We start from the raw sequence: 24,762 nt of genomic DNA on the forward strand, positions 1-24,762 counted from the left end.
GGCATAAAATAATTGCAGTTATGCAAATCAAAACCTACTTTTGCGACGTTCAATTCAGAACAACATAATGCTGGAGGGGTTCCAGAGCGGTCAAATGGGACGGACTGTAAATCCGTTGCTTCGGCTTCGAAGGTTCGAATCCTTCTCCCTCCACATTTTTTTTCCCCTTTTCTATTCTCATTTATTTTATTGATTTGATTTTTCGTTAAATTAGTTTTTGTTGGTGTGTTGCCTTTTGCTGATGCCGCTAATAAAGCAAGAAACACTAATCTATTGTTGAGGAATCTATTTTAAAAAAAAATGACAGGATTTTAGGCTTGCTATTGACTTATTTGTAAAATAAGCCTAAGTTTGGCTTCTGAAATGGCCCCGTAGTTCAACGGATAGAATAGATGTTTCCTAAACATTTGATAGCAGTTCGATTCTGCTCGGGGCTACTGGTAAAAAAGCGATGGATTTCCATCGCTTTTTTTGTTTAAATAGCTAACGCTTTTCGTGCTTTTATCAAAATATTTTCGATTTATCATTTACATCCATTTTACTTTTTGGGCGTTAAGTATATAATTGGGAAAAAATATTATTATGCCAATTGAGGAAGATCTGTACCGCTAAATGCCTTATATCGTAAGAAGCAAACACATGTCATTTCGCCTGAAAATTTCTGCAGGTTAAAATTTAAACTTTGTTTTTAGTGAAGGATATGTATTATCCTAAGCAAGTGACGTATCCTTAAATAAGGATAGGCGGCCCACCATAGCAAACATTAGCAAGCCAAAGCAGGCGAAAACACCATAGGAATAACGTAGACTCAAGGCTTCTGCAATATACCCGATTAAGGGAGGTCCCATGAGAAAGCCTAGGTAACTAATACTAGAAACCATCGCTAGAGCGACCCCAGATGACACATTTTTATTCTGTCCAGCGATGCTGTAGATGGAAGGAACGTTGCAGGCAACACCTATACCTACTAACATAAAGGCTAAAGTACAGATGGTAAACTCCGGAAAGACAACAGATGTCATCATGCCGACGAACATCAATAGGCCGCTGTACTGAAGAGTTCTTTTTCGTCCTAATTTGCGGATGACTGCATCTCCAACAAAACGACCCGTGGCCATCATGATCATAAATGAAGCATAACCGACAACAACAAGATTTTCGGGTGCCTGCACGATCTCTTTGAAATATACTCCACTCCAGTCAAACATTGCTCCCTCTGTGGCCATACTGAAAAATCCGATAATGCCCAATTGAAGTAAGCTCCCTTCAGGTCTGGAGAAAAAACTTCGTTTTTCTTTTTGAGGAGATTTCCCAGGTACTAAATATCTTTGATTGATTAGCGTATTGCCTATGACAAAGCATAAGATAATTAGGAAATGTGATAAGGTGTTCAGTCCGAGGTTCATCGTTAATAGACCAACCAATGCTCCAGTAAAGCCTGCAATACTCCAGGCCCCATGGAAAGAGGTCATAATTGATTTTTTGAAAATCTGTTCCGTTGCCACTCCCTGTGTATTGACTGATATGTTACACATGTTGCCCGTGACGCCAAATAGAAATAAAATACAGCCTAATTGCCAAGCGTTCTGTGCGAATGAAATGGAACATAATACCAAAGCATAGGCGATGGGAACGATACGTAAAACTTTTGCACTTCCATATTTAGTAACCAATTTTCCCGATAGGGCCATTGTAGCAAGCTGTCCAACGGGAAGCATCAATAAGATAGTGCCCAATTGGCCTTCACTTAAGTTGAGATTTGCTTTAATAACGGGGATCCGGCTTGCCCAGGAAGCGAACGCTATACCTTGGCAAAAAAAGAAAAGTGATACAGCGATTCTTATACGATTTCGTTTGTTATAAAGATCTTCTTCTGAGTGAGTTAACGTTGCGTCCATAGTTTCTGATTTGAGGGTGCAAAGTTAAGGATAAGTATTCCATTTAAAAATAGAATGATTTTAAAAAATACCTGAACTTTTGGATTACGGTCTGTATAAGCTAATCCGATTATATTCAGTATGATAATCGAATAAGTGATAATTATATCCATTCAATTCGATAATTATCTTCTTTCATAGTCGTCTAAAGAAGAAAATAATGTCGTACTTTTTTGAACTCGGTTAAAGCATTTTTAGCCGATAGTATACTATTTTAATGACCAATCTTGGTATAAAAACATAAAATGAATTGAATTTGTTTCAGTCTATTTTAGTATATCATAATTCAGGTGGGTAAATATTTTAAATGGCTACAGATAACATCGTAGTGTCTCCTATTTACGAACGAATGTATACCAATAGACTAACCAAAATTAAGACTATGATTATCTGACACAAAGGTAGAAATACATAAAATATAAAATTTCAAATTCTTAAGCATTTCATAGTGGTTTGTTCAATACCTATTCTACCTTTGTATTGGCAAACAATTATTAGCCTCCTAGATAACATGATAAAAAAACTAATTTTAAGTACAGTTTTAGCCTATGCTGGAATAGCCTGTGCTATTGCCCAGCAGCCTACATTTTTATCCCACCCGACCTTGAGTCCCGATGGAAAAGAAATGGTTTTTAGCTACGAAGGTGACCTTTGGAAAGTTGGAAGCCAAGGTGGTGTCGCAGTGCGGCTTACAGGAATGGAAGGAAATGAAATCAATCCGCGCATTTCTCCAGATGGAAAATGGCTCGCCTTTTCGGCCAATCAAAATGGCAATATGGATGTCTATGTGATGCCTCTTGCAGGGGGAGACATTCGTCAACTTACTACCCATGATGCATCTGACGAGGTAGACAGCTGGAGTTGGGATAGCAAGTCACTTTATTTTACCTCATCGCGTTACAATAGAATGAGCGCCTATCAAGTTGCTTTGGATGGCGGGACGGCAACGAGGTTGTTTCCACATGTATTCAACTATATCAGTAATGTTGTACCGACCCCATCCGGAGAACTGTTATTCAATGACAGTTGGGAAGGGTATAGCTCGGCGAATCGCAAACGATATAAAGGTGCTTTCAATCCGGACATTAAGTCCTATAATCCAAAAACAAAAGATTTTCAACAATATACAGATTATATAGGTAAGGATTTTTGGCCCACAGTAGACCAAAAAGGCAACATATTCTATGTGTCGGACGAAAGCAATGGTGAGTACAATCTCTACCAGATCACGGGAAAATTGAAAACCCAATTAACGTCTTTCCCAGAATCTATCAAGCGTCCCTTTGTTGCTGCGAACGGGAGTAAAGTGGCATTTGAAAAGGGCTATCAACTTTATATTTACGATGTCAATGGGAAGAAAACGATACAGCCCAGCATCGCCCTTAACCGTAACCAGGTACTCGGAAAACTGAAAGAGTTTAACATTTCAAGTAACATAAGTAATTTCGACGTTTCTCCAGACGGAAAGAAGATGGCATTTGTATCCCGAGGTGAGTTGTTCGTTTCAGATATCGAAGGAAAGTTTGTTCGTCAGATGCCTAGTCAAGGAGAGCGTATTATGGAAATTAAATGGCTTAAAGACAGTAAAACGCTCCTCTACAGCCAAACTTATCAAGGGTATCAGAACTGGTTTTCTCGCAGTGCAGATGGTAAAGGTGAAGTTAAACAATTGACGCAAGATCTGCGCAACAACCGCGATATTGCATTTAATTCAGATAGAACAAAAGCGGTGTACCTCAGTGGCCGGGATGAAGTTCGTACATTGGATTTGACAAGTTTGAAAAGCCAGACGGTGGTTAAAGATGAAATCTGGGCATTTCAAAATTCTTCGCCTTCATTTTCTCCGGACGGGAATTATCTTTTGTTCACGGCGATGCGCAATTTTGAACAAGATATCTTTGTGCATAACCTGAAAAGTGGGCAAACGACAAATTTGACAAATACAGGTGTTACGGAGGCTGCGCCATATTGGTCTCCTGATGGCAAATACATTTATTTTGCGAGCAATAGAACCAAACCGTCCTACCCTACCGGTATGCAAAACTCAAGTATTTTCCGGATGGCATTGACCAACTTCGATCAGCCTTATCGTAGCGCAAAGTTTGATGAACTATTTTTGATTCCTACAAAGAACGATACGGTTGCAAGTAAGACCAGTACATCTAAGAAGGAGGATGATGGCAGGAAGGATAAGAAGAAGGCTGATACCAGTAAGGTTAAACCAGTTACAAGTCCGGCAGCCGAGCCAAAGAAGGCTGTTTTGGTTCAATTGGATTTGGAAGGATTGCGTGATCGGATTGAGCAAGTCAGCCCCGCATTTGGAACGCAATCCGATCCATTGTTGATACAAAAGGGAGATAAATCTTATTTGTTCTATTCATCCAATCACGAAGGGAAATATAGTACATATCGCACCGTATATGAATTGTTTACTCCATCCAAAACAGAGAAGGTCGCTGACGGAGGCATGGGCCAGTTTGTAGAAGCCGCTGGTAAATACTTCGTATTGAGCCGAGGAACAATTCAGAAATATAATCTCGACTTGAATAAGCTTGATGCAATTACAATCAGTTTTAAATTCAATCGGGATCTTGAGAAAGAGTTTAATCAAATGTTTTATGAGACATGGGCCAATCTGGAAGAGAATTTTTACGACAGCAACTTCCACGGTGTTGATTGGACTGCGGTCAAAAAGAAATATGAAAAATATCTTCAGGGTATCAATGATCGAACCGACTTGCGCATCCTTTTGAATGATATGCTGGGCGAACTCAATTCGTCACATTTAGGTTTTAGTTCAATGGGGCTGGAAGAACGTAAACCTTTTGGTTTTGTAACGAATGAAATCGGTGTGGTGTATGATGCTACCAACCCATTTAAGATCAATTATGTTGTTCCAAATGGACCTGCAGCAAAGAAAGAAGTGGATATTCATGAAGGCGATATTCTTGTTGCCATTAATGGAACTAAACTAAATACACATGCCGATCGTGATAGTTATTTCACTTGGCCATCTCTGGAAGAAGAGATTCAATTGACCTTGAGTCGTAATGGCAAGGAAATCCAGACAAATATTCGCCCGGTATCAAGTGCAGCTTTTAGGGATCTGCTTTATGATCAATGGATTAGAGGCAATCGCAGCCGAGTGGATCAATTGAGTAACAATAAGATCGCTTATTCACATATGAAAAATATGTCGGATACCGAGTTGCAGCGCTTCCTGATCGATATGGCCGAACAGGAGAATAACAAACAGGGTATTATTCTAGACTTACGGTATAATACAGGCGGGAATGTGCACGATGAAGTGTTGCGATTCCTGTCGCAGCGTCCTTACTTACAATGGCAATACCGGGGCGGGAAACGTGCGCCGCAAAGTAATTTTGCGCCAGCAGCCAAACCGATTGTTCTGTTAATTAATGAGCAGTCTCTGAGCGACGCCGAAATGACCGCAGCAGGTTTTAAAGCATTGAAGTTGGGTAAAATAATTGGTAATGAGACCTATCGCTGGATCATTTTTACATCAGCGAAAGGCTTAGTAGATGGCTCTAGCTATCGCTTGCCATCTTGGGGATGTTATACGCTTGATGGTCAGGATCTCGAACAAACTGGCGTTACCCCAGATATCCTCGTGAAAAACACAGTCCAAGATCGGATGGAAAATAAAGACCCGCAATTGGAAAGAGCAATAAAAGAAATTCTTGATAATATAAAATAGGGAAGTAAACCACTAGAATTACTTACTCTAAACAGGCTGTCCAACTTTTTCTGGACAGCCTGTTTTTATAAATACTTTTTTTCTCGGTTTTTAACGTTTACCTCTTATGTGATTGTGTTTCATCTTATTCTTTCCTATCTAAGCGGTTTAATGGTTATTTTTAATATGAATTTTATTTTAATTAACTGTTTATCAACTGTTAATGATTTAGTTGTTCGTAGTGTTGTGCAATCCCCTATTTTCCTGCATCCCTTCTCAAAATATAAACAGGAGGTAACATGGAAAAAATGATATTGCAAGTAAAAGAATCTTGCTCTGCGGAATGGAACAATATGAGCCCACAAGAGCAAGGCCGTTTCTGCGGTCAATGTGAAAAGATAGTTGTTGATTTTTCACAGATGAATGATCAGGAAATTGTGGATCAAATAAAAAAAGCCAGCAAAGGCTTATGTGGTCGATTTTATGAAGATCAGTTGATGCGCGAATTGGATGTTACGCTCTCTTTTTCTAAGAATCCTATTTGGCGAGGAAGGTGGACAGGGATTGCTGCAGGTCTGATGTTGGTCGGATCATTGAGTTTTCAAGCCGCACAAGCACAAAACAAATTGACTGGAGAAGTTATTCTTGTGCAAACTAAGCCAAAAAATGATAAGATAAGACAGCAAGGTCGAAGCAATCTATCCGTAAACGATGTGCCTGTGTTAAAAGGAAGTCGAGATAGTAGTAAAGTAAGTATAAAGGGTAAAGTTGTTTGTGCTGGAAGTGATGTGAGCATGATGGGAACAGAAGTTACCTTAGGAAGCTACCGCACAGAGGTGGATGAAAAAGGATATTTTCAACTATGGGTACCACAATCTTTATTTCAAGTAGATCAAGAGCTTCGTGCCCAAATGATCGGCTATAAAACAGTTGTGATTCCACTTAAGAAAGGAGGCAAAGTGCAATTGGATAAGCCTATAGAGATGGAATTTAGACCAATGATTATGGGAAAGATCGCTGTCCCAAAGACTAAGGATAATATACAGCGAAAGAATAAATAGTTTAAGGGGCTCTCTTCACAGTTCGCTTGTTTATTACAATTGCATCAAAAATCTCGCTTGAATGTCACAAAAGTCAAAAAAATATTCTTTTCCACTTGACTTTATCTACGGTGAACCTTACATTTGGATTATCGAATGACTTCGTAGCTCAGTTGGTAGAGCAACAGACTCTTAATCTGTGGGTCCTGAGTTCGAGCCTCAGCGGGGTCACTTTCAAAAAAGCCATTTTACGGAAGTAGGATGGCTTTTTTTCTTAAAAGAAGTTGTTTTAGTTGCTTGGTTGCGTTGTTAACTTTAAATTGTTTCCTCTAGTGTTTCTTCTAGTGTTTATGCTTGGGTTTATGCTTGGGTTTTGGATAAGGGCTCTCTTTAAGTTTTATTGAATATCGCGTATTATTCCTGCTAGGAAAACATAAAACTCTTTAATCTGTTATTAATTGAGCAAATTTATTACGTAAATTTGTATTTCAGACGATAAGCTTATGGAAGACAAGAAGATTTCGATATTGTACGTTGATGACGAAGAAAACAATTTGTTTTCTTTTAAAGCGACATTTCGACTAAAGTATAAAGTGTTTACGGCAATAAGCGGTGCCGATGCAATCGATATTGTCAAAAACAACGAAATACATATTATCATTACTGATCAACGGATGCCAGAAATGACTGGTGTGGAGTTTTTGGAAGAAATTATCAAGATTAATGCAGCCCCAATGCGTATCCTTCTGACGGGATATACAGACATGGCAGCCGTTGTTGATGCTGTCAATAAAGGGAAAATCTTTCATTATCTCAATAAGCCTTGGAGTGAAGAGGAACTTGATCAGACGATACAACGCGCTTATGAAGTCTATGCTGAGCGTCAAAAGATTGTGGAGACCAATTCTCAGCTCGAGACTTCTAATGATCAATTGGAGTTTTTACTTCGTCAGAAGCTACTTTCCTAAAAAATTCTAATTTTAGGAAAGTTAACTTTTGTTCAAATGTCTGCTTAAGTTATAATAGTTCTCACTCGTTCCCCCCGCATACACTAGCCATGAGGGGCTTACTTGCTCGGTATGACGACTGTAAATGTGGTACCCTGATTTGGTTGTGATTGCACGTAAATTTTCCCTTGTAGTTTCAAGAGTGCGTTCTGAACATTATAGAGTCCAAATCCCATTCCCTTCGCTTGGTCACTGGCTCTAAAGAATAGTTTGAAGATATCTTCTACATACTCTGGCGATATACCTATTCCGTTGTCACTTACATTAATTTTAGCTTTACGTTCTGACACAGAGACTGATAGTTTGACGAATTGATTTTCCTGTCCTTTACGTTGGTATTTAAAAGCATTAGAGAGAAGATTATGCAAAATCAGTTCTAGAAGAGCTTTGTCCCCACTAAAAATTTCCTTTTGATCCACTGAAATTTCAAAAGCAATATCTTTATTTTGCGTGTACATGCTGTAAAACTGGCGTATGTTGCTAAAGAGTTCTTCGAAATTTATCTCGGATAGCATGAGTTCTCCCCTTCTCAAGAGATAATAGTCCCGTAGGCTGTCAATATAGGCATCTAAACTGACCAATGAACTATCCATTAGAGATAGCAATTCATGAATACGGTCTATGCTGTCAAACTCTAATCCAAGTTTCACTGCCGAAAGAACCCCTGTCAAAGGGTCACGAAGATCATGACTAACACTGTACGCAAACTTATCCAATTCATCATAAGCTTTTTGTAGCTCCTGATTTTTAACTTCCAGCATGGAGTTGGCTACATAAAATTTATTTGCTTCTTCTATCGCGGAAACGATTTCTTCATTCATCCAAGGTTTTCTGACAAACCTAAATATGTGGCCCTTATTAACTGCATCGATTACAGTTTCCATATTGGCATAGGCCGTTAAAAGAATACGGATCGGTTTTGGGAAATCTTTTTTGATGCGGTGTAAAAAGTCTATACCCATCTCATCAGGCATGCGCTGGTCACAGAAGATAATACGGATATCAGGATGAGTACGAAGTATCGTTTCGGCCTCACTCGTATTGGACGCTGTATGGATAGCATAATCGTATCTAAAGTTCGCTTTAAAGCTAACCAAATTGTTTACTTCGTCATCGATATATAATATTTCAAGCTCCCTCTGCATAATTTTACTATATGGTTTATTCCCTTACAAAAGATATGAAAAAATAATAGTTAATTGAACTATTTTAAGTTTAATCGTGGTACTAATTGCTTTGTTGAATAGGAATGATAAGTGTAAAACTTGTACCCTGTCCTACTTCTGAATCTACAATAATTCGACCATGATGTTTCGCAATGGTATTATAGGCAATGGACATTCCCAAACCCGTACCCTCTCCCACATCTTTCGTAGTAAAAAAGGGTTCGAATATCCGTTCATGGATTTCTTTCGGAATCCCGATACCATTGTCTGCAATTTTGATATACACAGACGCATTGTCTTCGGAGACACCTGTCTCAATCCATAGTTTACCACCAACATCGTGATTAAACTTCTTATTTACGGCGTAAATAGCATTTGTCACAATATTCAGGAAGACCTGGTTAAGTTTTCCGGCATGACATTCAACCTTGGGCATATCACCATAAACCTTATCAACTTCTATTGTGTTATTTAATAAGCTATTGAGGATAACCATTGTTGATCCTAGCCCCTCATTTAGATCTGCAAATTTTAACGTATCCTCGTCAACGCGAGAAAAGATCCGTAAGCTCTTTACTATTTCAGCGGTCCGGTGAGCACCATCGTGCATCCCCTTTAATAGAAAATCAACTTCCGTTTTCAGATAATCAATATCCAGATCATCTTTGAACTTCTTGATTTGAGTTTGTTTTTCTGCATCAGATATACCATCTTTAAAAGCTATGCGTTCTACTTCCTCCAGGGTTTCCCATATCATCTTGATATCGCGTTTTAAAGGCGCGACATTCGACGTAACAAAGTTAATCGGGTTGTTAATCTCATGGGCGACTCCTGCTGTCAATTGACCAAGTGAGGCCATCTTCTCCGCTTCGACAAGCTGAGACTGTGTTTCCTTCAAGTGAGTAAGCGTGGTTTGCAGGGACTCGTTAGATTCTGTTAATTCACGTGTACGCTCATTTACTTTTTGCTCCAATACAATATTTTGTTCACGTATCAGTCTTTCGTTTTCTAGTGAAATCGCTAATTCTCTGACTTGTGATGCTTCTTTCTCTTCTTTTAAAATATTAATACTATAGGCTAGACCGAAAGACAATAAGGCCATCTCCACAACAGATGCAATTTGTACAGAATTGCTGGTAAAATCGCTATACTTTAAGATGCCATAATCTTTTAAAAGAAATATGACAGAACCCAACAGCAAGATTGTCCAGCCATACACAAAATATTTGGCAGGTTTATAACCATTTATCATCACACGATAAGATAGGTAAAGGACAAATAAAGACCCCGCTCCTGTTGTTAGCTGCATCACCATGAAGGCCGGTTGTGTCAGGTTGAATAGTGTAAGAAGGCTGCCAACGACAAAAAGGACGATAAAAACAGTAATTACACGTCTTGACTGAGGAGCGTTTTTTTGTAATTGAAGAAATGAATCTGCAAAAAGCAGCGCGCATAATCCGGATAAACAGCCAAAGATAATAGGACCCTTTGTTGCAAAGTAAGTCCAATTTGGCCACAAATATTGAAAACTGTAACCTTTAATGCCCATTTGTGTTATTCCTGCACAAAGAACATAAAGGACATAATACAGATAGCCCCTTTCACGAACAGAGAAAAATAGGAATAAATTGTATATCGCCATAATGCCGACAATACCAATATAGATGCCGCTTAACAAACTGTCGTCATTCATCTCTTTTAAGAAACTGCGCTCGTTGCTTAAATAAATCGGGAGAATAATCTGTTCGGTACTTTTGACGCGAAGAAAAAAGATGGTCTTCTCGTTTCCAGGTAATTGAATGTCGAATGCGTAATTAGGAACTTTATATTTTCTAGTCGAAAAAGATTGATGTTCGCCCAGCTTGATCGATTTATAACTCCCATTTGATGATGGTGCAAAAAGTTCGACTTCATCCAGCAGAGGGTAGGCAATTTCAAGCAAGAGTTCAAGTTTCTCTTTGCCCTTATTGGTCACAGGCAATCGAAACCAGATATCAGCGGGAGATATACCCAAATTGGGAACCTTGCTTTCCAAAGCCTGAAAGGAAGCTGCCGAGGTATCTGCAAAGTCGGGTTCTCCCTGTCCTGTATAACGCTCCAAGCCATATCCAATCAACGTGCGCTGTGTCGAATGGTCGATAATAACCTCTCCAAAACATGTTGAACTGCATGTAACAATAAATAGGAAGATCAAGTTAAGCCAGCATTTCATCACTATAGTGCTATTTTTTTGCTTCAGCTATAACTAAATTCATAGAAACAAGGAAACAACCTGCTTCATCCGCTTGGTCTAATGTTTTTTGAAATTCTTCCATTTCAGCTACGCTCAATTTCTCTTTTTCGACCATCTCCAACAGAATTTTATCTAGGAAAAGGTAGCGATTGGCCTCCTCTTTCGAACGTGTCACCATACAGAAAGTCTGCAATTGAACCTGCTTAAAGCCCTGAGCCAATAAGTTTGAGGTCAATTTATTCCCAGCCCAGCCGTTATTAACTTTTTCCTCTGTCAAATAATGGCATATCTTAGCCTCAATGTCAACATGCTTGCTATAAAACGTCAGACTATTCCAAATTGTCTCAACGATTACCAGGGGTTGACCTTCACGCAAAACACGGTGAACTTCGGCAAACATTTTTTGTGGTTCCAGCAGGTGCTGTACAACACGCTCCATTCTTATTCCAGAAATAGAATTGTCTGTAAAGCTAAGCTGATAAACCTCGCCCTGAACAAAGTCCACGTTTTTCACTTCTGTACTGCTCGTTTTGGCATGTTCTATTAAGGCCTTGTCATGATCTAATCCGACGACGAGAACATTATGCCCGAGCATATTTGCCAGGTTGATGGCATCCATACCCGTACCACAACCAAGATCGACAACTACGCCCTCTTTAATGGTATTGAACGGGGTATATGAATGTATTTTTAACTGTTTAAGAAAATCGCCAGTATCCATTAAATAGCCGGCACCATAATGTTTTGTGTCCATTACAAAATATTTAAATTACGATCATCTGGTCTATGATCTAATGATGTATGTTTCAGATTTTTAATAATCTCGTTTAAATCCCATTGATCGAGATTGGGAATATCGATTTGATAGTGGATCTCGATCTCCTTATTCCGCAAAGTTTCTATGCGGACAATATTGGAATTATTACGTAGGGACAAAATTGCTTCTTTATTTTCTTGATCGGCTTCTGTCAAGGTGTCTAAATTTCGCATGATCATCACTGTGGCCAATAAATCCAATTTAGGATAATAGAAAGTACCGTTATTTCCAACGCTTGTATCAATTCGGTAGCCTACACTTTCTGCTAATTTCACTGTATAAGGCGCACATAAAGCAAACAGCGATTTAATGCCAACCTGTGTACTGATTGCTGCACCAGCTCTTGTTAAAAATATGCTCCCAATGCCATATCCAGCAATTTCCCTAGAGTTCCATAGACCACAGCCTTCACCAGTCCCCTGTTGCGCATAATCATAAACAAGGTCTAAGATTTTAGCATCCATCGCTCCCGTAGCCTGTTCAATCGGAAGTGGTTCGCTCCCTCCAGACACGTGAATACGTACGCCACCATAGACTTTATCGCCATCTAGTGATTCGACGATCAGTACGAATGAGGCGGGATTGTACATCCAGTCATTTTTCGAAGAAGTTACTTTCTTTACGCCTATAGCGGTTAACACGTGAGCGTGTCCCTCTATGAATCGTTCACAGGTTTGGGGATCGTCGATAGCCCGAAATGCTCTTAGTCTTACTACTGGACGTCCGTCGTTAAATAATAATGCCACCGAATGCTTTGATTTATCGTTTAAACGCAAAACTAATCAATTAAATGCAAAGCTGTTTACTCTTCAAATAAATTATACTGTAATGCAACCGCCTGCATCTTGTGATGGTAAAAATTGTTTGATTCCTTTTTCACCTTGAAGAGCCAAAATAGCCCGTTTTAACTGATGTCGTCGAAAATATATTTTATCATTGCGATCAAATATATTTTCGATATACAATAAATTCAGCGTTGGATATGTTAACGTTTTTGAAGGTTATTTTTATAAATCTGACCATCTTTAATAATCAGCAAAAAGTTTTTACCTGGATCTGCTAATAGTTTTAAATTCTTAAGAGGATCTCCGTCAACGAGAAGTAGATCTGCCAAAGCCCCCTCTTCGATTGTTCCGAGCTTGCCAGGATAAGGACTTCTTAATCCCGAAAGCTGCAGGAGTTCGCCATTATCTTGGGTAACCATTTTAATGATCTCGGCATTCGTAAACCATTTCTGAAGGCGCAATATAAATTCGTTCTGTAATTTATTCAGATCAGGTTCGAAAAGAAAATCAGTGCCCCAGGCTAGCTTCACACCTATTTTTTTAGCCATGGGCCATACTTTTTCCTGACCTTCGATGACAGGTTTTCGCTTAATTCTACGTTGTGGATCCATATCGGGAGTATCTTCTATAAGATTCTGTAAACTGAGCCAAATATTTTTTTGCGCAATTAGCTGCAAGGTTTCTTCGTCGAGCAGCTGTCCGTGTTCTATACATTTTACACCTGCTTCGATAGCTCTTCGTATTGCTCTAGGTGTATAGGCATGCACAGTGACATAGGTGCCCCAGTCTTCTGCCGCCTCCACCGCTGCTTTCATCTCGTCTAATGTATATTGTGTGACATCTACAGGATCATATGCTGAAGAAGTCCCACCGCCAGCCATGAGTTTGATTTGGCTGGCTCCAAACCTCAGATTCTCTCTTACTGCAGTCAGCACCTCGTCCCGTCCATCTGCAATAAATGTGGCGCCATAGCGTTCTGCACGAGAGACAATCCCGAAAAATCGCCGTGATTTCTCCTCTGGAGTACGAAAATCGCCATGTCCCGCAGTCTGGCTCACTGTAGCACCTGAAGGCCATATTCTCGGTCCCAGAAGTTTGCCTTTGTCAATAGCAGCCTTTAGTGGAAATATTGGACCGCCGACATCCCTTACACTCGTAAAGCCCCGCATCAGCATCTGCTGTGCTGACTGACCCACTGTATTAATAAGAAACTCCTCGGATAGATCATTTTTCATCATTTGTGGCATTGTCAAAGCACCGAATACCAAATGAACATGGGCATCAATTAAACCTGGCATTAAGGTTTTACCTTTGCCGTCAATTTTGATTAGATCATTGCCCATCGCTTTAATTGGCAAGTCGCTGACGGTCTGTATAGTGTTCCCATTGATGAGAACATGTTTTGGCGGTGTCAACGTCTGGCTGCTATAGTCGATCAGTTTAACATTCTCTATTAAAACCTGCTTTTGTTGGCCATAAATGGCTTGCACAGAAACCGTGCAGAAAAGGAAAGTAAGTAGTTGATGTAAGCGCATAGCAAGAAGAATTACATGGTTTAAATAATATGACAATCGCCAGTAGCCCCGAAGAACTATACAGTGCTTGAAAAAGTATCTTCTAAGTTAAATCATAAATTCAATATATTTCAATTTTATGCTAAAAAATTTTAAATAGGCCTCTTCCCTACAAAAATCTGACATAATATGCTATTATCGATTTGAGGAAAAATACTAAATTTATGCAATTATGATATTTAAAAGCCGAATCGGAAAATATCCTGGATGTGTAAATTCTAGGATCGCGTCAATGGGCGAAACGCTTACTTACGCTTTGCTGCTTGGCTTATCATCCTATTTATTCCTCATCGTTTTTCAACCGTTTGGGACATATAATTTTGATAATGCTTATAAATTTTGGTTATTGTCGGGATATGGAATCATATTCGCGTTAGCCTACACTTTAGTTTCTATCCTTCTGTATAAAAAACAATGGACAATTGGAGCGGAGCTACTTCGTATTTCCCTTGTCTACCTATTAGCTAGTTTTCTGAATTTCTTTTATCATAGTTATATGATTAATCATGGGCTGTTGCAGTGGAGTAACTTACCCTACATCGGATTATATACCTTATCCTTGTATGTACCGATAGGATCAATCTATTTTCTGCTCCGTATCGACATGCATCGCCTTCAAGAAACAAAGAATCTAGCGCCAGCTGAAAAGATCAGCCTAGTTGCTCAACATGAATTTAAGGAAATAGATAATTGCTGTTTAAATGTGGTCAATATTCCCAACGGGAATCAAACATTCACTTTACTACGCAACGATTTTATTTTTGCAAAATCAATGGATAATTATTGTATGATCTATTATCGAAAAGACGATACAGTGGAAAAACAGATGGTGCGAATTACCTTGGCCCGATTGGATCAATTATTAAATACGGGTACCGTTGTCCGCTGCCACAGATCCTATTTGGTCAATCTTGAAAAAATAATTGAAAAGGAAGGAAACACTCAAGGACTGCTATTACGATTTGCCGGTACGGAAGATTGTGCTCTTGTCTCGAGGTCTGCTGTTGGGACAGTTAAATCTTATCTATTGAAAGCTCGTTCGTAACCTTGTCAATCATCCCTAAAACATGCAGTATACCACATAATTTTGTTCACTCTTTTACTAGAGCATAATTTTGCTCAAAAAAGATGAACAACAAAAATTTAAACCTGCTGGTACTATTTCTTTTCTTCGGAATATACTTTATCCTAGACTATTTGTTTTTTGCGACAGTCCAATCCAGGATTACCAACTGTGTTCACAATAGATTCTTGGGACATGCGCTGACGTATTCAACCAGTCTTTTACCGCTATTTTTAGGGGCAATGCTGCTAAAGCCAATGGGCCCAACAGGACTCCTTGACAAGTTCGGTTTGAATCGATCTTTTATACAAGGAATTTCTTTTGGAATGTTAACGACTTTACCCATGTTTCTGGGCTACGCCTTTAATTTTTCCTTTAATCGTCATATAGATCCCAATTTTTTCTTAATCAATAGTGTGTCGTCAGGTTTTTTTGAAGAAATAATCTTCCGCGCATATTTTTTTGGTTTAGTCTTTCGATATACCCGGCTGGGCTTCATTCCAGCTATTTTCACAACATCGATGATTTTTGCTTTTTTGCACCTGTATCAGAGTCAAGATTTAGGGGAGCTGGCCCTAATTTTTGGAATTACTTTCTTGGGATCTATCCTGTTCTCCTGGCTGTACGCAGAATGGAAATTCAATCTTTGGGTGCCCATAGCATTGCATATTTTTATGAACTCCGTATGGATGATCTTTGATGTTGCAGATACGGCTGTAGGAAATAAATGGAGTAACTTTTTTCGTTTCTTTACGATTGCTTGTGCAATCGCGTGGACCATCCTGCAACAGCGAAAGACTGGTTTAGAGATAAAAGGAAAAAAACTGTGGTTAAAAGATTAGTATTCTTCTTGTTATAATTGGGACTTGAGGCAACTAATGCGTCGTATAAGCTCTTTCTAATCTTAAAAATGAGGGTCGCAACCTTTGTTGTAATGATCTAGCGAGTATTGTCTCTCGAAGAATACCTGAATACCGGTATTTTTTTTGGCATGGGAATGGCTAACTTGACCTTTATGAAAAGACTTATATTTTTATCATTTTACACGGTTATTGGAGCTGCTGTTTGCTTTAGTATTTTGAGTTGTAGTAATCGTACGAAGACGTCAGAGAAGGCCGTCGCGGATTCTTCCAAGCTTGAGGCAGCTTCTTTAAAAGATTCGGTAGGTTCTGCTAAATTCCCGCCTTTGCCAATTGATTATGATAAGACCAAAGTTTTGGAAAATATGTACGTTGTTGACCGTGCTGGAGTAGAATTCAGACAAGGAGCAGCAAAAGATGCGCCTGTATTGGGGAAATATCCATATGGGACCAAATTGGATATTATAGGGGAAGAGGGTGAATGGTTTGCGATCATGGATCGTATTCAACGTGATTATAAAGGAGCTAACGGTGAAACAGGTGATATCACACAATGGGAAAAGGTCTATGTAGCCAAGTCTAAGCTGGGCAAACAGGACAAAATCACAATTTCACCTAAGGAATTGAATTCGATTGTTTCCATAAATGTAAACGGCAAGGAAACATATTACGAGAAAGGCCACGCGTTGGATCAATACCTCCATCTGGAATTGATTGATGAACAGACCTTTTTGGCTGCTCAAAAGACAGCAAAAGATTATTTGATAAAGGACACTTTGTCTTATACAAAGAATGGGAAGATTTTGGAACTACCTTTAACAAACGGGAAAAAGCTGACGTTTACAGATAAGGACATTGACAATGAGCTTGAATCTCGTTTCTTTTATAAAGGGCATTATGATTTTCTAAATGCTTTTGCTATTGAAGGGAACTATTGGGAAAGTGCTGATGTACGGCTTTTTGATCGACAGGATGGGCATCTTATTGTAGAATGTGGAGATTACCCCCTCTTTTCTCCTGATCTTAAGTACTTGGTTACGCTGCATGCTGATCCCTATGAATCTACCGGTGACTTACAGCTCTTCCACGTGAAACAGGGAAAAGTGACGCCTATGGTTTTTATCAGTTTTAAAGAGTGGATGCCCACCTGGAAGCCTGAATTGATGTTCTGGGGCAAAGATGGATCTATCTATACTGCTGCCAATCATGTCAACGGTTATTGGGGGGAGGATGGTTCCTTGAGTGATAGAGCCCAATTTATCAGAATTAAGATCCTGAAACACTAGAAATGGCCATAAAAGTCGTTTTTATCGATTTCATGTGACGCGGTTAGTTATGTGAATGGGATTTTTTCTGTTTTAAGTAAAACTATTCTACAGGGTACCTGTTGTATTCCATAAAATAGATTATAGTTTGTAATTTAGCTGGATGAAACTAAGAACATTGTCATTATTTATTATCCTTTCATTATTTGTTTCGTATTCCATGGCACAGGAACAGCCTTGGAAACAACATAATAAATGGATCTGGGGTCCTTCGGTGGGTTATCAGTATCAAAATGGTAATTTTCTGAAAGTTTCAGGCTGGGGCTTGTTCGCTCCTAACGATTTTCAATATATGAAAATTGATGCCGGGGCCAATTTCAGCTGGATGGAAGGTAAAACGACTATCATTCCCGAACTAGGGTTTACCTATTATTTAAATGATTTTGTCCTCTTCCCTTTTGTAAAAGCGGAACTTACACCTTATACAATTACCCCCAAGATAGGTGCGAGTCTTTTCTCTATCGTTGACCTGGGTGTTGGGTACGGATTTGATTATAACACGAAGAAAAATTTTAAGCCTATAGATGGAATTACAGTATCAGTAGGCGTGAATATTCCGTTAAATTTTCATATTTACTAAACAAGATGCGAAATAGGGCTATATATTTTCTTGGCACACTTATTTTACTGACACTTGGTTGCAGCGTTAAAGCGCAAGACTATTTAATTGGCCCTACCTTGAGTTACCAATTCCAGAAAGGCAGTATAATAAAAACAGGAGCTTATTTCGCTTTCCCCTTTATTGGGGATCATATTCTGCGGGCAGATGCAACAGCTAACTTTACTTGGACGCAAAAGAAGTTTGCCGTGATTCCCGAGGCTGCGATAACCTATTATCCTCAGACCTATGTATTAACGCCCTTTTTACGTGCGGAGGTCACTCCTTATACCGTTACACCAAAATTGGGGATCAGTTTGGCAACTTTACTGGATCTTGACTTTGGCTATGGATTCTCCATCAATGATAAAAAGGACTATAGACCGATGAAAGGCTTTGCGGTTTCTCTCCGCTTTAGTATTCCGCTAAACTACAGAATCAATATGTAGCACGCTTCGCTTTCCTCTTTGAGCTCGTATTACCATGGAGCGTTTTCACAACAATACCACTTTTTTACTTCCTCCATTTGATGGGAAGTCCACTTTAGTGACGAATAACTTTTGGCAACCCAGTTCGATTATTTGTCAAGCCAATTTTTGAAAGCAGCAACTTTTTCACGAGAGACGATGAGCTCATCCGATTCATAATGTTTTAGATATATTTTCAATCGCGCATTGGAGTGTATCGCAATATTTTTGATGGCGTCAAATTGAACAATTGTGCTCCGGTTGATTCTAAAAAAATCTTTAGGTGACAGCTGCGGTGTTAAGGCGTCCAATGTCTGATCTAAAAGATAGTTTCCATTTTCATTGCTGTAGAGGTAGGTACCTTTGTTTTCACTGTAAATGCATTCTATCTGCTGGGTTGTTATCACTTTTAGACTTTGGCCAATTTTGATGGTAAAGCGTTCTTTATACGACTGTGCGGTATTTTTAAACAATGTTTCAAGAGACGTTAGGTCAAACTGGGGACTGGGACGTCTATATTGGATAAACTTTTCGATAGCGTTTTCCAATTCTTCATCTTCAATAGGTTTCAGCAGATAATCAATGCTATTCTGTTTAAAAGCCCTTAATAAGTACTCGTCAAATGCTGTAGTGAAAATGATGGCCGAATTGGGTTTTACCTGCTCAAGGATATCGAATGAAATGCCATCGGCGAGCTGAATGTCCATAAATAGCAGATCAGGTTCAGTATTTGACAGAAACCATTCGATGGATTCTTCCACGGTCTGCAGTACGGCAGATACATTGTAACCGAGGGCCTCCAGTTTTCTTTGTAGAAATCTTGCCGAAGGGAGTTCGTCTTCTATAATTAATATTTTCATTGTTTATCTTTCATGCTTATTGATCATCTTTTATGGAGATGATCTTGATATAGCTCCTGAAATGCGATCCTTGATGACCGGTCGTATATGTTTATTTCAGGGCAAATTTTTTTAGGCAACTATTTCAGCCATAATCGGCAATCCGACAGAAAATGCAGTATCGCTTTCCTGAATGTTTACAGGCAAACTGGATAATATCTTATAACGATCCTGAATATTTTTTAAACCAATTCCTGAGTTGCCATGGAGTACTTTCTTTTTCTGAAGATTATTTTCCACATATAGATAATCAGCATTCCGATAAATCTTCAGAAAAAGTGGTTTTTTTAGGGAAATAACGTTGTGTTTAATCACATTCTCGATCAGCAATTGAAGAGAAAGCGGTAAAATAAATCCCTTATTTTGCTCTTCGCTAATAGCTAGATCGATCTGAATGCCGTCTTCGAAACGCAGGCTCAGAAGGTTTAAATAAGCTTTTGAAAATGCGAGCTCGTCTTGTAGTGAAACAAGGCTTTTATCTTTCTGTTCCAGCACATATCGGTAAATTTTAGAAAGATCAGTCGTAAACATACTCGCTTTTTTGGGGCTTTCCTCGATTAATCCATTAAGTACATTCAGGCTATTGAACAAAAAATGTGGGTCCAATTGATTCTTCAAGGACTCAAATTGCGCTGTTATTTGCTGTTTCTCTTGCTGCGTCTCTTTGATCTGGTAATCTTTAAATCGCTTGTAAAAATAGAAACCAAAGAAAACCATCGAGATAAAAAGAGAAGTAATTGCGATTTGAAAGTAATAGGCAATATGTTGCTGACCGACAAAATCATGAAATCTTTTTAGAAAGTTTTCGTTGTTTTTTACCGTAAATAGATCCGAGAAAAAAATGTTAACAGAAAACACTACAAGTATAGATAGTACAATACTTCCAGTATAAAAAAAGACCATTTTCTTTCCAAAATCCTTTGTGTTCGGATACTTATTAGAGGCCCATTTGGATAGGTATCCATTGCCCAGGAAAAGAAAAAAGCCATAGAATAGCCCTCTCAACATGTTCGGGTGAAGAACAATTGAAGTCCACGGCGTATTTTTATATTGCAACTTGGCCACAATCACGAAATAGATGCTTACGACCAAGCTCGCTAGTAATGCCTGTAATATGGCTTTAAGTAGTACTTTTTTCACAAAGTGTTATTTGCATTCTTTTACCAGTTGTTCTGCCCGATCCTTACCCCAAGACGGCCCAAATGGGACAGTAACTTTTTCTTCATCGAATAAAGATAGTGCTTTCTTCACATCCTCGCATTCTTTGCTGGTATCTTGATTGAAATATTTTTTAGCATTCATCTGAAACTCTGCAAGTCCCAATACAGCCCGGGGATTATTGGGGGCTATTGCTAGCGCCTTTTTATAAAGCCCTATAATGCTAGGTGACAACTCTTTCGCTTTTGTCATAGGATCTGTGATCATCAGTGCTGTTTTGTTCATTGCCCGCAAAACAAGCCATTCTGAATTATTGTCCTGAGCTGTTGTGTTCAGAATCTCTTCTGCCGATTGGATATATTTTGCTTGCGTTTCTTTGTTTTTCTCCCTGAAAGAAGCTGTCGTTAGCACCATTGCTTGGTAATATGCCGGAATCCAATTGTTCTTTTCTACCTGAGCAATACGCTCTAAAAGAGCTGCCGCTTTTTGCGTCTCTCCTGATTGCCATAATCCCATGGCTTGTCCCATACTTTTTTCAAAATTGCCCTGTGCAAATGTGGTGCTGCTTAGTAAGCAGAGGATTGCAATAATAAATGATTTCATGATTTCTCGTTTTATATTAAATATATTTTAATGTTTGCTGTAGCTGATTTCTCGCATATCTAACAGTAATGAAGTTCGTCATAAGTCTTGTCAAGTAGCAATAATGCTGGATGAACCGACATATTTTTGCGATGAGTTGTTGAGTTTTAGAGATTGTCCAATTGATTTTCTTTTTCGTTTTTGCTGATCGTCCAGAAATAGCCTAAAAAGACAAAACGCTTTGCTGTTGGAACGATGGGTCTACGGTCATATATTCCCTGTGAATTTGGTCGGTCTGCATACTGATATCCATAAATTGGAGCGGCACCAAGAACATTGCTGACGGAGAAATGGATAATTTTTTGCTGGCTGTAGAGAAACGACCAGCTCATGGAAAGATTATTATAACCTTTTGTTCGTCCATTCATGAAAACCGTTTGGTTAGGATCATTGTAATTTCTGCCGGATACAAAGGAATTTGTCAGACTGAGCTGTGAGCGAAGGCTAGCAAACCAGTACTTTCCAACAAGGTAAATACTGTGTTTATACACGTATGGAGGAGTAACCGTGGCAGGATAATTAGCTTCATTTCTCTTGCTATCGGTATACGAATATGAAATCCAGTACTGGAGATTTTTGATGCTGCTGGTATTTTTATAAAATAGGTCAAAGCCTTTTACCTTACCGTTTCCGGTATTGTCGTATTGGCTATCGTACCTTGGTGTCATACTATTGTATTTAACCAAGTTGCTGTATTCTTTGTGGTACGCTTCTATGCGAAGTAGATGGCCCGCCCGTTCATAGAAATAATTGGCGATGTAGTGGTTGGCCTCCAGCCAGTCAAGCTTTGGGGCATATTTTAATACTGGAGTAGCAGCTTGTTGATGAAATGAGCCATAGGCAATGGAGAGCTGGGTATATTTATTCAATGCGTATCCCAAAGAGGCCCTCGGTTCCAGCGTATTCTTTTTCTGAAGATTGGATGAAGTTTCCCGTAATCCGATTTTTCCGATTAGGTTTGGTAGGATACCGAAAGTGGTTTCAGTAAACAAAGAGGTCATCTTACTATGGTACCCATAGTTGTAGTCAAGGTTTTGACGCTGGTATTCTTCTTGATAATTATTGTCAAAATATTCTATGCCCCCGATACTTTTAATTTTATTATTCCAGATTTTGCTCAGTACCCCCTTTATGTGAAGACTCTTTTCTTCGTTGGGCAGGAAAATATCGTCATAATGCAGCTTATCGGTGAGATAGCCTAGACCGATACCAGAATTGAACGTCCACCGGTTTCCCAGATTCTGACTATAGGTAATATTAGCATATGAATTGTTGGATTTCTTTTTCAATGGGACAGGCTGTTCATAGTTGATGTCAGCTTGATAAAGCCCCATATCTTCAAAATTGTAGGCGCCATAGATATTTAGGAAACCTTCTTTGAACTGATGACGATAGATCATTTCTCCAGAAGCATTTTCATAAGGTTTTGTCCATTTAATGTCGGGTGTAATTATTTTTGAATAAGGTTTTAAGTTTGTGTAGCTACTGTTAAATGTCAACGAGTTTTTCCCCCATTGTAGAGTGTGTCCCAAACCCAATCCGACGGAAGATAATGAAAGCTCCGTTTTTGGCTGTTCAATCTTATTTTCGGTGTTTAGCGCTAAAATACTGGATAGCGCATTACCAAATTCTGCTGAATAACCCCCTGTAGAAAAATTCACTCCCTTAAATAACATAGGAGAAAATCGGCCCCGGACAGGCACCTCATTGGGTGTGGCGGTATAGGGTTGAGCAACTCTGATTCCATTGATATAAGTCTGTGTTTCGGAGGCATCCCCACCGTGAACCATCAAGCGACCATTTTCTCCGGCGACCTGTGCACCGGGCAACGTCGCTAACGCACTGATGATATTGCCCATGCTTCCTGCCGTGGTGACAATGTCCAATGGGCTCATTACCGTGTTTTTTCCGGAGCTATTGGCTTGTAGAACACCTGCTTGGATTGTGACTTCCTGTAGTCGATTCTCACTTTCTTGCATGTGAATAATCAGCAATTCTTTCTGGGGTAGCTGGATAGGCTTGCTATAGGTTGGTAGACCCACAACGGACGCTTTTATGATTTTAGCCCCCTGTTCATTGGTTTCAAAAATGAAGTTACCAAGCGAATCCGTGGTGCCGCCATCGTAGGTTCCTTCAATATAAACATTGGCTAAATAAATAGGCTTGCCGTTTTTGCCGAGCACTTTCCCTTTTAGGATAGACTGTGCGGATACGACGGTTATACTTAAACATAGTAAGGTTAATAGCAGCTTCATTTTTCTTTATTTTTTTTCAAAGATGAATTGAAGTAAGCGCTCCTGCGAAAAAGAGTGGATGGAATGTCAAAATATCATGACGAATTGCAGGATTCCAACTTTATGCTGTAAATTGATGTCGGAAAACAAAATTTCCTCTAAAATAAGTTCTCCAGTGAAGCGTAATAGATTGCTTTTATATACTATGCAGTTATATTGGATATAAGAGACAGTTTATTTTAATTTGATATTGAAATAAGAGTTTAAAATTAAGTCAGAAAAAATGCGAATAACCATTTTAGATGACTATCAGGATGCTGTCCGAAAGTTGGACTGTTTCAAAATTCTTGATGGTCATGATGTCCAAATATTGAAACAGTCCTATTCAGATCCGGCTTTACTGGCTGAAAAATTAAGTGATACGGATGCATTGGTGCTCATCAGAGAGCGTACAAAAATCACAGAAAGCCTGCTGTCTCAGCTTCCCAAGCTAAAGCTAATTAGCCAGACGGGCAAAATTTCAAACCATTTAGATTTGGCGGTTTGTAGTCGCTTCCACGTGGCTGTTGCCGAAAGTATGGGCTCTCCCATTGCTCCAGCTGAATTGACTTGGCTTTTGATTATGAATGCCCTTCGTGGTTTGCCTCAGGCGCTTTGTGATATGAAGAAAGGTTTGTGGCAAACAAACATAGGAGAATGTGTCTCTGGCAAAACAATAGGGGTATGGAGTTATGGGAAAATAGGGAAGCGAATAGCGCAGTTTGCTAAGGCTTTTGGTGCCCAAGTAATTGTTTGGGGAAGCGAAAATTCACGCGAGCAAGCTGTGAAAGATGGCTTTTTGGCTGCAGCCAGTAAATCCGATTTTTTTCATTTTTCAGATGTGGTAACTCTACACCTCAGGTTGGTACCTGCGACACGAGGTATCGTAAAGCTCGAAGATCTCCGGTCGATGAAGCCGACGGCACTTTTTGTCAACACTTCTCGTGCTGAATTAGTCGAAGAGGGTGCACTATTGACGGCACTCGAAACAGGTGTTCCGGGGATGGCTGCGGTAGATGTCTATGAGTCCGAACCAATTTTTGACCCTAACTATCCATTATTGCAGCTGCCAAATGTGCTTTGTACGCCACACATTGGCTATGTAGAGAAAAATGGTTATGAACAATTATTTAGACTTGCCTTTGAGAATATTGTCGCCTTTTTCGAAGGCGCCCCACAACATATAGCCAACCCCGAAGTACTGACCCGCTAATTAAATGA

General features: G+C 39.3%; 19 protein-coding genes and 3 tRNA genes. 12 read left to right on the forward strand and 10 right to left on the reverse strand.

Translation table 11 applies throughout. The features are described 5' to 3' along the window. Positions 1–72 precede the first annotated feature (72 nt). Both B3C94_RS04395 and B3C94_RS04400 read left to right on the forward strand, forming a co-directional pair. Positions 73–153: transfer RNA gene (locus tag B3C94_RS04395), tRNA-Tyr, on the forward strand. A 212-nt stretch (positions 154–365) separates the two neighbouring features. Beyond that, positions 366–437: transfer RNA gene (locus B3C94_RS04400), tRNA-Arg, on the forward strand. Between the two features lie 273 nt (positions 438–710). On the opposite strand, the gene B3C94_RS04405 is transcribed toward B3C94_RS04400, so the two are convergent. Beyond that, the gene (locus B3C94_RS04405; RefSeq protein WP_293899595.1) at positions 711–1,898 is read right to left on the reverse strand and encodes an MFS transporter; all 1,188 of its coding nucleotides are present in this window, start codon (positions 1,896–1,898) and stop codon (positions 711–713) included. 550 nt (positions 1,899–2,448) lie between these two features. Between B3C94_RS04405 and B3C94_RS04410 the strand changes: the two genes are divergently transcribed. From B3C94_RS04410 to B3C94_RS04425, 4 genes are all read left to right on the forward strand, one after another. Then, complete coding sequence (locus B3C94_RS04410) at positions 2,449–5,655, forward strand: S41 family peptidase (RefSeq protein ID WP_293899598.1); 3,207 nt, start codon at positions 2,449–2,451, stop codon at positions 5,653–5,655. A 278-nt stretch (positions 5,656–5,933) separates the two neighbouring features. Next, positions 5,934–6,695: a hypothetical protein gene (locus tag B3C94_RS04415; protein ID WP_293899601.1), complete on the forward strand. Its 762-nt coding sequence runs from the start codon at positions 5,934–5,936 to the stop codon at positions 6,693–6,695. 137 nt (positions 6,696–6,832) lie between these two features. Next, positions 6,833–6,905: transfer RNA gene (locus B3C94_RS04420), tRNA-Lys, on the forward strand. Between the two features lie 272 nt (positions 6,906–7,177). Next, positions 7,178–7,642, forward strand: coding sequence for a response regulator (locus B3C94_RS04425; RefSeq protein ID WP_293899604.1), 465 nt, complete (start codon positions 7,178–7,180; stop codon positions 7,640–7,642). A 98-nt stretch (positions 7,643–7,740) separates the two neighbouring features. Here the strand turns inward: B3C94_RS04425 and B3C94_RS04430 are convergent, their stop codons facing one another. The 5 genes from B3C94_RS04430 to B3C94_RS04450 form a co-directional block, all read right to left on the reverse strand. Further along, complete coding sequence (locus B3C94_RS04430; protein ID WP_293899607.1) at positions 7,741–8,826, reverse strand: hybrid sensor histidine kinase/response regulator; 1,086 nt, start codon at positions 8,824–8,826, stop codon at positions 7,741–7,743. A gap of 82 nt (positions 8,827–8,908) precedes the next feature. Further along, entirely contained in the window at positions 8,909–11,059 is a 2,151-nt protein-coding gene (locus tag B3C94_RS04435) for a sensor histidine kinase (protein ID WP_293899610.1), read from the reverse strand. 10 nt (positions 11,060–11,069) lie between these two features. Next, positions 11,070–11,834: a methyltransferase domain-containing protein gene (locus B3C94_RS04440; RefSeq protein ID WP_293899613.1), complete on the reverse strand. Its 765-nt coding sequence runs from the start codon at positions 11,832–11,834 to the stop codon at positions 11,070–11,072. Then, positions 11,834–12,643 carry a hypothetical protein gene (locus tag B3C94_RS04445; protein ID WP_293899616.1) on the reverse strand — a complete coding sequence of 270 codons (810 nt, stop codon included), beginning with the start codon at positions 12,641–12,643 and terminating at the stop codon, positions 11,834–11,836. Before B3C94_RS04445 ends, B3C94_RS04440 begins: the two co-directional genes overlap by 1 nt. Before the next feature lie 239 nt (positions 12,644–12,882). Beyond that, positions 12,883–14,217 carry a metal-dependent hydrolase family protein gene (locus B3C94_RS04450; RefSeq protein WP_293899619.1) on the reverse strand — a complete coding sequence of 445 codons (1,335 nt, stop codon included), beginning with the start codon at positions 14,215–14,217 and terminating at the stop codon, positions 12,883–12,885. Between the two features lie 211 nt (positions 14,218–14,428). Between B3C94_RS04450 and B3C94_RS04455 the strand changes: the two genes are divergently transcribed. The 5 genes from B3C94_RS04455 (at position 14,429) to B3C94_RS04475 (ending at position 18,551) form a co-directional block, all read left to right on the forward strand. Then, complete coding sequence (locus B3C94_RS04455; RefSeq protein ID WP_293899622.1) at positions 14,429–15,301, forward strand: LytTR family DNA-binding domain-containing protein; 873 nt, start codon at positions 14,429–14,431, stop codon at positions 15,299–15,301. Positions 15,302–15,384: 83 nt separating this feature from the next. Continuing rightward, positions 15,385–16,161, forward strand: coding sequence for a CPBP family intramembrane glutamic endopeptidase (locus B3C94_RS04460; RefSeq protein WP_293899625.1), 777 nt, complete (start codon positions 15,385–15,387; stop codon positions 16,159–16,161). 173 nt (positions 16,162–16,334) lie between these two features. Further along, positions 16,335–17,465, forward strand: a complete 1,131-nt coding sequence (locus B3C94_RS04465) for an SH3 domain-containing protein (RefSeq protein ID WP_293899627.1) — start codon at positions 16,335–16,337, stop codon at positions 17,463–17,465. Positions 17,466–17,607: 142 nt separating this feature from the next. Beyond that, on the forward strand, positions 17,608–18,084 hold the full coding sequence (locus B3C94_RS04470) for a hypothetical protein (protein WP_293899630.1): 477 nt from the start codon (positions 17,608–17,610) through the stop codon (positions 18,082–18,084). Between the two features lie 5 nt (positions 18,085–18,089). Further along, on the forward strand, positions 18,090–18,551 hold the full coding sequence (locus B3C94_RS04475) for a hypothetical protein (protein WP_293899633.1): 462 nt from the start codon (positions 18,090–18,092) through the stop codon (positions 18,549–18,551). A gap of 128 nt (positions 18,552–18,679) precedes the next feature. Here B3C94_RS04475 and B3C94_RS04480 read toward each other — a convergent pair whose 3' ends face one another. From B3C94_RS04480 to B3C94_RS04495, 4 genes are all read right to left on the reverse strand, one after another. Further along, positions 18,680–19,429, reverse strand: coding sequence for a LytR/AlgR family response regulator transcription factor (locus B3C94_RS04480; RefSeq protein ID WP_293899636.1), 750 nt, complete (start codon positions 19,427–19,429; stop codon positions 18,680–18,682). A 111-nt stretch (positions 19,430–19,540) separates the two neighbouring features. Then, the gene (locus B3C94_RS04485) at positions 19,541–20,608 is read right to left on the reverse strand and encodes a sensor histidine kinase (protein WP_293899639.1); all 1,068 of its coding nucleotides are present in this window, start codon (positions 20,606–20,608) and stop codon (positions 19,541–19,543) included. Between the two features lie 6 nt (positions 20,609–20,614). Next, positions 20,615–21,229, reverse strand: a complete 615-nt coding sequence (locus B3C94_RS04490; protein ID WP_293899642.1) for a tetratricopeptide repeat protein — start codon at positions 21,227–21,229, stop codon at positions 20,615–20,617. Between the two features lie 146 nt (positions 21,230–21,375). Beyond that, complete coding sequence (locus B3C94_RS04495) at positions 21,376–23,523, reverse strand: TonB-dependent receptor (RefSeq protein WP_293899645.1); 2,148 nt, start codon at positions 23,521–23,523, stop codon at positions 21,376–21,378. A gap of 262 nt (positions 23,524–23,785) precedes the next feature. On the opposite strand from B3C94_RS04495, the gene B3C94_RS04500 reads away from it, so the two are divergent. After that, positions 23,786–24,754 carry a D-2-hydroxyacid dehydrogenase family protein gene (locus B3C94_RS04500; RefSeq protein WP_293899648.1) on the forward strand — a complete coding sequence of 323 codons (969 nt, stop codon included), beginning with the start codon at positions 23,786–23,788 and terminating at the stop codon, positions 24,752–24,754. Positions 24,755–24,762 lie beyond the last annotated feature (8 nt).

This window comes from Sphingobacterium sp. UBA5670 (assembly GCF_002420705.1).
GTDB lineage: Bacteria > Bacteroidota > Bacteroidia > Sphingobacteriales > Sphingobacteriaceae > Sphingobacterium.

Coding starts and splice junctions, on each gene's coding strand:
- B3C94_RS04405 (WP_293899595.1), bottom strand. CDS start 1,898: ATGGACGCAACGTTAACTCACTCAGAAGAAGATCTTTATAACAAACGA.
- B3C94_RS04410 (WP_293899598.1), top strand. CDS start 2,449: ATGATAAAAAAACTAATTTTAAGTACAGTTTTAGCCTATGCTGGAATA.
- B3C94_RS04415 (WP_293899601.1), top strand. CDS start 5,934: ATGGAAAAAATGATATTGCAAGTAAAAGAATCTTGCTCTGCGGAATGG.
- B3C94_RS04425 (WP_293899604.1), top strand. CDS start 7,178: ATGGAAGACAAGAAGATTTCGATATTGTACGTTGATGACGAAGAAAAC.
- B3C94_RS04430 (WP_293899607.1), bottom strand. CDS start 8,826: ATGCAGAGGGAGCTTGAAATATTATATATCGATGACGAAGTAAACAAT.
- B3C94_RS04435 (WP_293899610.1), bottom strand. CDS start 11,059: ATGAAATGCTGGCTTAACTTGATCTTCCTATTTATTGTTACATGCAGT.
- B3C94_RS04440 (WP_293899613.1), bottom strand. CDS start 11,834: ATGGACACAAAACATTATGGTGCCGGCTATTTAATGGATACTGGCGAT.
- B3C94_RS04450 (WP_293899619.1), bottom strand. CDS start 14,217: ATGCGCTTACATCAACTACTTACTTTCCTTTTCTGCACGGTTTCTGTG.
- B3C94_RS04455 (WP_293899622.1), top strand. CDS start 14,429: ATGATATTTAAAAGCCGAATCGGAAAATATCCTGGATGTGTAAATTCT.
- B3C94_RS04460 (WP_293899625.1), top strand. CDS start 15,385: ATGAACAACAAAAATTTAAACCTGCTGGTACTATTTCTTTTCTTCGGA.
- B3C94_RS04465 (WP_293899627.1), top strand. CDS start 16,335: ATGAAAAGACTTATATTTTTATCATTTTACACGGTTATTGGAGCTGCT.
- B3C94_RS04470 (WP_293899630.1), top strand. CDS start 17,608: ATGAAACTAAGAACATTGTCATTATTTATTATCCTTTCATTATTTGTT.
- B3C94_RS04475 (WP_293899633.1), top strand. CDS start 18,090: ATGCGAAATAGGGCTATATATTTTCTTGGCACACTTATTTTACTGACA.
- B3C94_RS04480 (WP_293899636.1), bottom strand. CDS start 19,429: ATGAAAATATTAATTATAGAAGACGAACTCCCTTCGGCAAGATTTCTA.
- B3C94_RS04490 (WP_293899642.1), bottom strand. CDS start 21,229: ATGAAATCATTTATTATTGCAATCCTCTGCTTACTAAGCAGCACCACA.
- B3C94_RS04495 (WP_293899645.1), bottom strand. CDS start 23,523: ATGAAGCTGCTATTAACCTTACTATGTTTAAGTATAACCGTCGTATCC.
- B3C94_RS04500 (WP_293899648.1), top strand. CDS start 23,786: ATGCGAATAACCATTTTAGATGACTATCAGGATGCTGTCCGAAAGTTG.